General features: G+C 40.4%; 15 protein-coding genes. All 15 read right to left on the bottom strand.

What is annotated here, in order from left to right:
- Positions 1-3 precede the first annotated feature (3 nt).
- Complete coding sequence (locus K1I97_RS07065; RefSeq protein WP_223332005.1) at positions 4-1767, bottom strand: hypothetical protein; 1764 nt, start codon at positions 1765-1767, stop codon at positions 4-6.
- A gap of 159 nt (positions 1768-1926) precedes the next feature.
- Positions 1927-2571 carry a DUF6572 domain-containing protein gene (locus K1I97_RS07060; RefSeq protein ID WP_223332006.1) on the bottom strand — a complete coding sequence of 215 codons (645 nt, stop codon included), beginning with the start codon at positions 2569-2571 and terminating at the stop codon, positions 1927-1929.
- Positions 2572-2588: 17 nt separating this feature from the next.
- Entirely contained in the window at positions 2589-4223 is a 1635-nt protein-coding gene (locus K1I97_RS07055; protein ID WP_223332007.1) for a hypothetical protein, read from the bottom strand.
- A 179-nt stretch (positions 4224-4402) separates the two neighbouring features.
- On the bottom strand, positions 4403-4753 hold the full coding sequence (locus K1I97_RS07050) for a hypothetical protein (protein ID WP_223332008.1): 351 nt from the start codon (positions 4751-4753) through the stop codon (positions 4403-4405).
- A 19-nt stretch (positions 4754-4772) separates the two neighbouring features.
- A complete protein-coding gene (locus K1I97_RS07045) occupies positions 4773-5123 on the bottom strand; it encodes a hypothetical protein (RefSeq protein ID WP_223332009.1) in 351 nt (116 codons plus the stop codon).
- Positions 5124-5189: 66 nt separating this feature from the next.
- Complete coding sequence (locus K1I97_RS07040; protein ID WP_399557017.1) at positions 5190-5441, bottom strand: YwqH-like family protein; 252 nt, start codon at positions 5439-5441, stop codon at positions 5190-5192.
- A gap of 94 nt (positions 5442-5535) precedes the next feature.
- Positions 5536-6012: a hypothetical protein gene (locus K1I97_RS07035; RefSeq protein WP_223332011.1), complete on the bottom strand. Its 477-nt coding sequence runs from the start codon at positions 6010-6012 to the stop codon at positions 5536-5538.
- Between the two features lie 16 nt (positions 6013-6028).
- Entirely contained in the window at positions 6029-7735 is a 1707-nt protein-coding gene (locus K1I97_RS07030) for a hypothetical protein (RefSeq protein ID WP_223332012.1), read from the bottom strand.
- On the bottom strand, positions 7707-8117 hold the full coding sequence (locus K1I97_RS07025; protein ID WP_223332013.1) for a hypothetical protein: 411 nt from the start codon (positions 8115-8117) through the stop codon (positions 7707-7709). Before K1I97_RS07025 ends, K1I97_RS07030 begins: the two co-directional genes overlap by 29 nt.
- The gene (locus K1I97_RS07020) at positions 8114-8557 is read right to left on the bottom strand and encodes a hypothetical protein (protein ID WP_223332014.1); all 444 of its coding nucleotides are present in this window, start codon (positions 8555-8557) and stop codon (positions 8114-8116) included. Before K1I97_RS07020 ends, K1I97_RS07025 begins: the two co-directional genes overlap by 4 nt.
- Before the next feature lies 1 nt (position 8558).
- Positions 8559-9221, bottom strand: a complete 663-nt coding sequence (locus K1I97_RS07015; RefSeq protein WP_223332015.1) for a hypothetical protein — start codon at positions 9219-9221, stop codon at positions 8559-8561.
- The gene (locus K1I97_RS07010) at positions 9218-9550 is read right to left on the bottom strand and encodes a hypothetical protein (RefSeq protein ID WP_223332016.1); all 333 of its coding nucleotides are present in this window, start codon (positions 9548-9550) and stop codon (positions 9218-9220) included. Before K1I97_RS07010 ends, K1I97_RS07015 begins: the two co-directional genes overlap by 4 nt.
- Positions 9551-9562: 12 nt before the next feature.
- Positions 9563-9952, bottom strand: coding sequence for a hypothetical protein (locus K1I97_RS07005; protein WP_223332017.1), 390 nt, complete (start codon positions 9950-9952; stop codon positions 9563-9565).
- Positions 9945-10619, bottom strand: a complete 675-nt coding sequence (locus K1I97_RS07000) for a hypothetical protein (RefSeq protein WP_223332018.1) — start codon at positions 10617-10619, stop codon at positions 9945-9947. The genes K1I97_RS07005 and K1I97_RS07000 overlap by 8 nt, the downstream gene beginning before the upstream one ends.
- A gap of 20 nt (positions 10620-10639) precedes the next feature.
- Positions 10640-11932: FtsK/SpoIIIE domain-containing protein (locus K1I97_RS06995; RefSeq protein ID WP_263284072.1), on the bottom strand; the 1293-nt coding region annotated here is incomplete at its 5' end.

Below are 11932 nucleotides of genomic sequence, written 5' to 3'. Positions count from 1 at the left end.
CTCCTATGGCCATATAGCGCCTTCTTTTACTTGCGTGACTTGACCAGTCGAATCTGTGACAGATGTAGCATAATAGGTTGAAACTTTCCCACTTGTATCTACTTTACTGATGACAAACTCCACATCGCCAGTTTTAATTGCCTTATTAATCTTAACTTGTTCCATCATACTTAATTTGTCCAAGCGATTTCTTATCCATCTTTCAGACATCTGAGGCCCATCAAGCGTATGCTGGTTAATCTGAGAACTCCCCCACTTAGTTTCATTAATAACATATGAAGGTGGTGGAGTTTGGTTTTCATAGATTCCATCAATCCCCTTGACAATTGGATCATCGATTCCACTTGGTGCTGGTCTACCAATACTCTCAAGTGTGTATGTATTCCCGTTAGCACCTACATTTTCTCTCACTATCCGCATATTATCATCAGCCAGTATCTCTCCAGCATTTGACTTTTGAAGAGTACTAGCAACTTCAGGGTCAAAATCTTTAATCTTAGGGTTCAGTTGCTCGAAGTGTTGAGTTACTTTTGGATTGGGAACACCTCCACCTTGAAGAACGCCATCTACATAAACTTTTTCAACACCAATGTCATCCGTGTATCTCCAAACTTGAGTCCCATCAGACATATGTTCGATTTTAAACTCATGATTAGGTTTACTGAGCCATTCTCGTGGGTGGGAAGCACCTTCTGGTTTATTAGCTTGAACAAACTCTGTTACTGTCCGATAATGTTCAGCTTTCATTTGATCCCAAGTGGTGTAGTGTTCAACATCTTCTACATGAGCTTTTCTACTCGTTGCCCCACTCGGTACATCTAGATCTTTAGGAACTGACGTCTCCCCTGATTTATAGATGTCCTTCACCTTCGGCACATCCACATCACCTGGTTTGACTCCGCTAATGGTCTTGGATACGTTGTCGCCTGATATCTGCTTGACCTTTGGCACATCCATGCTAACTGGTGGATGGCTTTTCAGCTTGGCGAGGGTCGTATCAGCTGTGCTGGCTTTCAGATGCAGATCTTTCCTACTGCTCAAACGTACATTAGCTGGATCCAGCTTGGGTATTTGCTTAGCCTGAAGTGGGACATCCAGATGAGATGGCTTGGTGCTTAGTATATCTACCGATGGGATACTACGCCCAATCTTACCACCAATATAATTCCCTGCCGCATTCACACCAATCCCCACCACTCGGCCAAGAACTAAATTCTGAAGCGCCGCGTTCGGATCTTGATCTGTCGCAAAGGAGTAAATCACCTTGGAGACATCGTTTGCATCATCCGCATACTTCCCTGCAGTCGCAAGCCCCTTCAATAAGGTGGAACCTTTCGCACCACTCTGAGCTAGTTTGCTGAGATAGGCGGCCGAACCCATGGAGAAGACAGTGACCACCGCATCAATACCAGCCCAAACCCGCTCCTCCGTCGATAGCTGAGTTCCGGTAATCATAGTATGACCCGTAGCCGCAGAGTAAGCATTATCAGCTGCTAGATAAGCACCAGCCGCATAAGTGACTGTTAGCGAGGTACCTCCTGTCGCAGGTGCTAAGACAGCTCCCCCTATCATACTCAAAACTGCTAGAGCCTTGAGTCCTATATCCACATATTGGAGGCTCTCCTTATTCTCTTCGTAATAGCGACTGGCTTTGAGTCTCTGGTAGTCTGGTAGTTGCCCAGGATAGCGTGCAGCCACGATTTCCTCTGCGCTCTTGCCTTCTAAGGCCTTGATTTGCTCATCGGATAACTGATCCTTCTTAGCCATCATTTCCTTAACAGCTTTTATACGATCATCATAGACATCCTTAGCAGCTTGAATGGGACTAGCCTTCCCATCTAGGATTTCTGCTAGACTATAGGACTGCTGTTGTGTGGTTTCTATATTACATTATACCACAAAAAGAGAGCGTTTCCGCTCCCTTTATTACTCTGGCAATTCTATCTTCAAGCTCATATCTGTGGGTTGTAACACCTTCTGAACCGCTGCGAGAAAGGCTAAACCATTATCAGATGGAGAATACTGGAATGTGATATGGATGACTTTTTTGTCAAACTTATCACCATATTGCTCCACATACTGCTTGCTTTCGAGGAAGTGAATGTAATTATTAATTTTTTCTTGCAGAATTTCCAGATGGACTGCTTCTATCTCTTCCTCCCAGCCAACCGGATCCACCAGAAGAAGCTCTAAATGACTATCAACTATACCAATTGCATCAAGTTCAGTTGGTTTTAGTTCTGAAGATATGGCTTTATATAACAATTCTTCAAATTCTTGATCAGAGAATAGATCTTTAATAGCTGAAGGATTTACTAAAATCCGAACAGGTGATGACCTAAAATAATTTTGTCTAGCTACTTCATTACTTTTCTTTGTTACCCATTCTCCAGTCTCTAAGAATAGTTCTACCTCATAAGCATCCTGTTCTGACTTCAAAGCCTTCTCTACCAATTCTTTACTAACTGGATAAGTAACTTCTCTATCTTGAAGACCTCCTGTCATCCAGGACATTGTATAATTGCCATTTTCTTCAGTTATAATGAACCCATTTCCTTTTATTATTCTCACGTTGATACATCCTTTCTTTACTGGAATATATTAGAAATCAAATAATCACCTTTTTGAATTTGATCAATAACCGCTTCTGGTATTCCCCCTTTTGTATAACCACCAGGTACCCATAATCCATCCCATGCCCCCGGTTCATTCCCGGATGGCATTCTAATATTCTGATAATTTTTTATATCAATCAATACTGGGGAATCACCTAAATATCCAGATTCTAAAGCTAGCAACTCTTCTAACACTCTAGGATCCCCATTTGAAGCCTTCAATGCTTGCTCATATACAGATTTAGGTAGCACATACTGCCCATTGGGGTGACCAATACTACCACCAAATCTTTTATTTGCATCATTAAATGATTCTTTACTCATAACTTTAACAACTCCATCATCAAACAGGGATAAATGAGTTTCAATATCAGACTTAGAATATATCTCTTCTGGTTTTGGACGCTCTCCATTTTTCAATTCAAGTATTGAAGCACTATCTTCCGCACTGAGTTTAGCATGTGGTAGTTTTTCCAGCTCCATCTTAAAGTTTTCAATTTTTTGATTGCTACTATTGATTACATCAATCCTAGTTCCTTTCGGAATTTCTACACCACCAACAAATTTGCCTTTCCCCTTACCAACAATGACTCCGCCATTTCTTTCGATATTATCGAGGATTGCTTGACGTTTAGAAGAAATATTGCTAGATGCAGTATAGTCTTGGATCCGAATTTTACCATTACTATCAAAACCGATTGCATCAACTTGTACTTTTTTTATCTGTCCGTCAATAATAGTTGCTATTGTAATTCGATTCTCAACATGGCTAGCAATCTGTTTAAAGTTTTCAGTTTGAGCTACCTTAAACTCTTTACCTGCAGTTTGATTCTGCTTCAGGTTATTAACCTTTAGCTTCCAATCTGACATAGAGAGTGGTTTTTCTCCCAAGCTCGTCTTGTGAGCGACATAATCATTATAATCAGCCCTAATCTGCTTCACCTTCGGTACATCCACGCTGACTGTTGGATAGGTTTTCAGCTTAGCCAGAGTCCCATCAGCTGGGCTGGCTTTTAGATGCAGGTCTGCCCTACTACTCAAACGTACATTAGCTGGATCCAGCTTGGGTATTTGCTTAGCCTGAAGTGGGACATCCAGATGAGATGGCTTGGTGCTTGGTATATCTACCGATGGGATACTACGCCCAATCTTACCACCAATATAATTCCCTGCCGCATTCACACCAATCCCCATCACTCGGCCAAGAACTAAATTCTGAAGTGCCGCGTTCGGATCTTGATCTGTCGCAAAGGAGTAAATCACCTTGGAAACATCGTTTGCATCATCCGCATACTTCCCTGCAGTCGCAAGCCCCTTCAGTAAGGTAGAACCTTTCGCACTACTCTGAGCTAGTTTGCTGAGATAGGCGGCCGAACCCATGGAGAAGACAGTGACCACCGCATCAATACCAGCCCAAATCCGCTCCTCCGTCGATAGCTGAGTTCCTGTAATCATAGTATGACCTGTAGCTGCCGAATAAGCACTATCAGCTGCCATATAAGCTCCAGCCGCATAGGTAACTGCTAGCGAGGTACCTCCTGTCGCAGGTGCTAAGACAGCTCCCCCTATCATACTCAAAACCGCTAGAGCCTTGATGCCTATATCCACATACTGGAGGCTCTCCTTATTCTCTTCGTAATGGCGACTGGCTTTGAGTCTCTGGTAGTCTGGTAGTTGTCCTTGTAAAGTAAAAGTTTACCAATAAAACATTAGCAAACTCTTACTTCATTTATTCTATCATAAAAGAAAATACTTATTTCTTTGTAAAGTCATAGTTTAAACAGGTTTTACAACCAACCCTTAGCTTTTAAGAACTCATCGGGAATACGTAATTCAATCTCTGCCATGATTTCTTTTAAGTAGTTATCCCAATCCTTTGTTCCCATATAGCTACGCATTTTGCTTTCAAGCGATGCTCCAAATTCATCATTCAAAACAATAGAGAATCCGCACAGATCGTTTTCGTAATTAAATTGAACCCAATAGTAGTCATATGCCCTGAATACGAGGCGTAATATATGATGATTTGGGACATCAACGAACTCACAAATAGTTACTTCAGCGGCTCTATCTCCAAAAGAACGCTCAATCCGTCTAATCAATTCCAATTTTATCTCTTCTACACTCTTCCGCACCATACCAATACCTACTTCTTTTTTATCGCCAACCCTTGGCTTTTAGATATTTCTCTGGGATATACGACTCGATTTTTGTCATGATTTCTTTTAAATAACTGTCCCAATCGCTTCTTTCACTGTAACGACTATTTTCCTTAGACAGCAGCAAACCCTCACCACCATTGAAAAAAACATAAATCTCGAAGAAATCATTCTCGTACTGAAATTTTACCCCGGCAAAATTATAGATACGAAACTTAAGTTTAAATGTATGATGATTTGGTTCATCAATAACATCATAAATTCCAGAACCATACATTCTATCACCAAATACATTTCGAATTATTCTACTTGTTTGTACCGCCATAGTCTCTGTTTCATTTAATTGCATACCAAAATTCTCCTATTGTGTGAGTTAAACAGAACCTCGGATAATTGAATCGTTCCATACATGACCTTACCCCTCCTTCGTATGTAGTAGCTTCTCGATGAAATTTCCCAGACTGTTAATCTGACTCTGACACCAGCCAATAATGCCGTTTTCTTCGTTCTTTTGATTCTCTAGTCTAGTGATTTCATCACAGATGGCATCATAGAAGGTATTCATCTCCGTTTGGAAACTCGTGTAGTCACTGGAGAAGGTTTCCCACTGCTTGGTGAAGTCATCTTTTTGTTTCCCTTGCCATTCAGGTTGAATGTTTCGGTGCATGATGGGATACTTGATATTGTGAACCTTTTTATTGTTTATTACGTAGATACTTGGAAACAAATTCGCATTCGTACTATTTGACTAAAATTTCTTTTTAATCATCAAGAATTGAAAAATTATATTTATTTTTATAACGCTGATTGAAACGAACAACTACATTCATAGGTTCTTTTTTTGTTAATCCATTATCAAAAGTAATATTTTTCGTTAACTCTTCCCGAAATTTTTTTATTCCAGATACTATTTCAATTGCTATTTTGGAAGTATCAATTTTAAAGGTAGCAATACTTTTATCTTCCATAAATAGTATTGAGTCGAAAAATAATATTGAAATGTACAAATCTGTAGCAGAACTCTTTGTCAATTTAATTAAAGCATTCTCTAGTGATAATCGGATATTTTTAATATCACTTTGTTTGTAAAAATATTCGAACAGTACTTGATTAATATCTGTAGGGAAAACATCTGGAACAAAAGTTGGAGGTTCAATTCGATACTTTTGCTTTCCACGTAAAATATTTTCAACTTCCCCCACTTTAATAGCTTCTAAAATTTTTGTTCTAAAATTCATTTGTTCTCCTCTCAATTTATTTTATTCCTATCCTACTAACTCTAGTCTTATCTAATGGAACAGTATTTAAAATAGCTTCAGGAACTCCACCTGAAGTTTCTCCCCCAGGGATCCACAATGAATTTGCTCCTGTCTCATTCCCACTAGGGAGTCTTAAATCTAAATCACTCAGATCTTCTATATCAATTCTAACTAAACCACCCCCATATTTAAAATAACCTTTAGGAAACCCTAATTTTTCCTCAATATAGTTGATGTTTCCGTTAGAATTTTGAATAACCTTATCAGCGTACTTTGTTGGCATGGCAAAAAGGGTATTGTCATCAGGTACACCCACAAAACCGTTAGCTTCTGAATAGTTTGTATAAGCCCACTCGGTTTGAATAACTGTTGCTCCTTCATCAAATTCTGCAAAATGTTTTGTAAGATATTCCGAATTCACATATGTTTTTGGATTTGGTCTGCTTCCTTTAGGTATTTTTAATATTGGCTCATTCCAATAGTTTTTATACCTAATTTCTTCAGCTAAGGCATATTCCTTCGCTGCATACTGTTTAAACTTCGAACTCTCCCTTGCAAGCCTGCTTTCTTTAATATTCTCTTTAATTCGTTCAATATCATACTTCGGTGCTTCAACATCCGATACAGTCTTCACCTTCGGCACGTCCACATCACCTGGCTTGACTCCGCTAACAGCCTTGACTGCGCCGTCGCCTGATATTTGCTTGACCTTCGGTACATCCACGCTGATTGTTGGATGGGTTTTCAGCTTAGCCAGAGTCCCATCAGCTGGGTTGGCTTTTAGATGCAGGTCTGGCCTACTACTCAAACGTACATTAGCTGGATCCAGCTTTGGTATTTGCTTGCCTTGAAGTGAGACATCCAGATGAGATGGTTTGGTGCTTGGTATATCTACCGATGGGATACTACGCCCAATCTTACCACCAATATAATTCCCTGCCGCATTCACACCAATCCTCATCACTTGACCAAGCACTAAATTCTGAAGTGCCGCGTTCGGATCTTGATCTGTCGCAAAGGAATAGACTACCTTGGAAACATCATTTGCATCATCCGCATACTTCCCTGCAGTCGCAAGCCCCTTCAATAAGGTAGAACCTTTCGCACCACTCTGAGCTAGTTTGCTGAGATAGGCGGCCGAACCCATGGAGAAGACAGTGACCACCGCATCAATACCAGCCCAAATTCGCTCCTCCGTTGATAGCTGAGTTCCTGTAATCATAGTATGACCTGTAGCTGCCGAATAAGCACTATCAGCTGCCATATAAGCTCCAGCCGCATAGGTAACTGCTAGCGAGGTACCTCCTGTCGCAGGTGCTAAGACAGCTCCCCCTATCATACTCAAAACCGCTAGAGCCTTGATGCCTATATCCACATACTGGAGGCTCTCCTTATTCTCTTCGTAATAGCGACTGGCTTTGAGTCTCTGGTAGTCTGGTAGTTGCCCAGGATAGCGTGCAGCCACGATTTCCTCTGCGCTCTTGCCTTCTAAGGCCTTGATTTGCTCATCTGATAACTGATCCTTCTTAGCCATCATTTCCTTAACAGCTTTTATACGATCATTATAGACATCCTTAGCAGCTTGAATGGGACTGGCCTTCCCATCTAGGATTTCTGCTAGACTATAGGACTGCTGTTGCGTGGTTTCTATATAGACTGCTGTATTGTCACTCTTATAGCCAACCAAGTCTTTCTTCGGCACTGTTTTTTTTCGTGTATTTACTCTTATAGGGTTTGTTGACGCCATTAACATCATTTAAAGTGGTGAAGGCCGCGTCCATCCCCTTGGTGAATTTACTATCTATATTCTGCATGATATCCGAGTGAATCTTCTTCTCACTCGTTAGCATGTTGTAAATCCGCTTCAGGGATTTGTCAAAGGTCGTACTATCCTTTGTCGTCCCTAATGAGGCCTCCCCTTTTTGAACATAAAAATCTTCAACTCCCTCGTCCTTTACAACTTTTCCTGCAGCTTCAATATCATCCATGATAGAACTCATCGACTTGAAATAACTGCTGGAGGAAATCAGAGGATAGGCTGGATCTCCAGGAAAATCGGGTTTATTACTATAATACTTCGTCATCTTTCCCCACTTTCTTGAGCTCGTTTCGCCCCTTCTTGACCTTGTTGCTTAATCCATTCAACTGAGCCTTTAGGATCCCTTTTGATGGTTTCCTTATCTTCGGCGCTTGACGTAGGATCATTCAGAATCTTCTCCGCAATCATTGTAGCTAAAACTTTATCCGTATCGATCATTTTATCATAAGTATTCTGCACATGCCTATAAAGCACATTGCTGAGAGTTTCAAACTCCTGCGCTTTCAGATAAAATAGCCCCAAGCCCATATTGCTCTTATTGTTACTAATCAAATCATGATAGGCCCCCTCAGAAGAAAGATCCGGAAGAGTTGAAATGACATGTTGAATCTTAGTCGAAACCTGATTTGTAAGGTTGACCAAATTAAGACAATGGTAAATGAGTTGTTCTTGATCTGTTAAAACAAGTTTGATATCTACCCCCATATCACATCCTCACTTTCAATTTTTTTATCAGTTGTGTTTTTAGTTGCTCACTATCAATCGAACGGCGCATTTGATTCGATACATCGTATTCATATAAATGTTGATCACTTGTTAGATAGATGATGTCTTGTGTATCCTTTGAAAACTCATTAATTCGAATACGAATGGCCTCATCATTTCCATGTTGGACCATCAAACGCATAAATGCTTCCTCTTCCCATTCTGAATGAATATAATCTTTGATGGTATCATCAACTTCTTGTAAGACAGGATGCGTCTCCATCAAGAAGGCTAGAAAAACAGCACTGCCTGCTCGGTCTAGTTGAAATTGGTTGTCTCCGACTTCCATGATAACAACAGCCATTCGTTTAAATTCATCTACTCCTGGTGCATAGGATAATCTCTGATCAACCTGACAATGATAGTTAGCATCGTGATATTCCTTCAGATAAGCTCCGTATTGAGCACATTCTTCCGTAGGCTGATTATCAACGATAAGCCCCATCGTCTTTAAATCCTCAAATCCTTTCTCTATTACCTTCAAAAGATTTTCTTTTCTATGTCCACTCCCTTCAACAGTAGTTGGGAGTGGGAGGAATACTAGATCATCTGAGTAATCATTAAATATATGCAACGTATATAAGGCTTCTAATGTAAATATCATGCGTTGTCAATCTCCTTTATGACATTGGAAGTAGAGATAGAACCCAGCAACGTTTCTAAACCTGATACTACCTTTTTAAGTTCGTTTATACTCTTACCATAGTCTGAATGATAGGATTTAAGAAATAGCTTTAGATCCAAGTATTGATTTTTGCTTTCTCCTTTCCACTCTGTATCATTTGAGTCTAGACTAGATATCTCAGTATCTATACTAGAAAGGAGACTCACGATTTCATTCAGCTCTTTGATAACTGTACTAATCTGACTATCATCATATGTCACTGTATCACTTGTATAACTACTATCAATAGTATTAATATTTGTATCCATAGACACCTCCTTTTACCACCAAAGTTGTTCCCACCACGGTTTTCCTTCATTATATGCTGCTCTATTGCTAGCTATGGCACTATCTAAGTCAGATATCTTTTCACCAAGTGTTGTATATAAATCTTTAAATGACGAATTAGCATCCTTGACAAAGTCAATGTATTCCTTGAGTGTTTTTTTATCAGATTCTAGTTTAGATTTTAGATTTGAGAGATAATGGTATCCCTCATTACTATCTATCTTCGTAATGGTTTTGTCACAAAGTTCAACATAACTTTCAAAACGACTAAGGTCCACATCTGAATTTAGACCATGTGATTGGATCGAATTGCGAACCCGCTTGTACTTTTCTTTTTTTGCTTTATCGCTATCAATTTGGGCTCTTAAACTTTCATCACTCATGTTGTTCCTCCGTCTCTTCTCCAGTCTTTTCTTTCGCTTGCTGCTCCCTCAGACCTTTCAAGGATTTATCAATGATTCTATCGAGTTGCTCATCATCCAGCCCAGGAATCTGATAACGATTACTTTTGGTCCCACTTTTTGAAGTCTCCGTTCCTGAACTTTCTGTTTTAGAACTCTCTTCAGTAGAAGATGATGCATCCGATTCTGAGGAGCCAGGTGCTTTGGAACTAGAGGAACTGGACGTACTAGGTATTTTAAAATCGATTTTGGGTATCTTATTGATTTCTTCAACACTAGGTATTGGCTTATTCACTTTAACCGGTCTATAAAGCATCGAAAAAGTGAAAAACAAGACCAATATAGTTCCAATGGCTGCTAAAGTTCTTTTACTCGATTCTGATGAGGGAATTTTGACACCGCTGGTGCTAAGATTTCTCCATTCAGGATGCTCTTTTTCTATCTCTTTTTTCTGTTCCCATAGCGGAACAAGTAGAAAGTGGTTAAAAGGCACAACTGTTCCCATAGCTGTTGCTGCAAGTGGGATAAATCTGGAAAGGTTAAAAATAAGCACTATGCTCAGTATTGCAAATATAGTAAAAAGAACTATCACTAATGCTAAGCGAATTTTATATTCTTTTTTTATCCACAGGTAGTCTTCTTGGGTCATCTACTTATTACCTCTTTTCCCTATTGTTTTGTAATTTTCAATTTTGTTTGCATATTTTGATAGTGGAAGTAAATTTGATCATCCAGCAATGCTTCTTCACGCCCTGTTGCAGAACGATTAAAGATTGACTGTTCCCCCATCTTCATGGCTATAATAGCCGTATCTAACCGTGATTTCATATATTTAGCTATATCTGTGAAGCTAGATAAGTATGTCTTATGAGTTACAAAGATGAAATGAAGTCCCACTCTCTGTCCTTCTTCCATCAAAAGCGCAAGTTCATTTGGTTCAATATTACTTTCGGACACAAACTGTCCAACATCTGTGATTACAACAACATGTTCAAACATTCTACGCTGTTTCCTAGCTAAAAGAACTTGTTCCTTCAGAGTATCAAGTGTAGAACGATAAGACATACCACTTCCTATATAATGACCTACCTTGTCCGAGCATGAATGATATTCATCAATAGGATCAAAAATTGTAATAATTTCTCTATCAAATAGATGGGGGAGGAGTTTGATTATATGATTCGTCACAACACTCATAGCTACATCCTTGTCCGATAAAACAAGTAAGTGCTTAAACCTATCAAATGGCAGGCTCATCGTTTGAACTGTCTCAAACTCCAAACCAATCGGCAACTCACGATTCTGAATTGCTTCTTGAGTCGTAGGCAAATTGAGAAATACATCCATGGTCAACTCCTCTGGCACCATCGGAATGGCACTTGGGCGCTGTCCGGTCCAAGCTTCTTGGAGAGAAGCGACTTCTTGACGCAGGTTGTTGAGGACTTGCGCATCATTGGCACCCGCTACTGGCAGAGCTAGCTGGATGACATCAACCTCGTCACGCTTCATCAGTGCCCGTCCCTTGATGTCTTCCATGGTCATGGCAAGGGGCGTAGAGCCCACGATTGCCCGCACCTCGCTCACATCATTCTGTGGAAGGCTCAACTGGTGCTTGAAGTTCGAGTAGAGTTGAGCCCGAAGGTTGGACTGTCGACCCGCTGTCATCAAGAGATGCACCCCGATGCTGAGACCTTCACGAGAGATGCGCACCAAGAGTTTAAAGAGTTCTGCCTCATAAGCCTCCTCCTTGATGGCCTCATAGCTGTCTAAGAGAATAACGATAGCCGGCTCTTGCTGTCCACTAGCCTCTCGGTAGAGCTCCAAGGTCCCTACACCATAGTCCGCAAGGAGTTTCTTACGACGGTTGAGCTCGCGCTCCATGATTCGCACAAACTTAGAAATCTTCTCTGCCTGATCCAAAAGCATGGTGTCTGCCACCTGCGGAAGCTTGGACAAGGGCGC

Origin of the sequence: Streptococcus oralis (genome assembly GCF_019929345.1) — a bacterium.
Classification (GTDB): Bacteria; Bacillota; Bacilli; order Lactobacillales; family Streptococcaceae; genus Streptococcus.
This window is presented reverse-complemented; position numbering and strand designations above follow the sequence as displayed.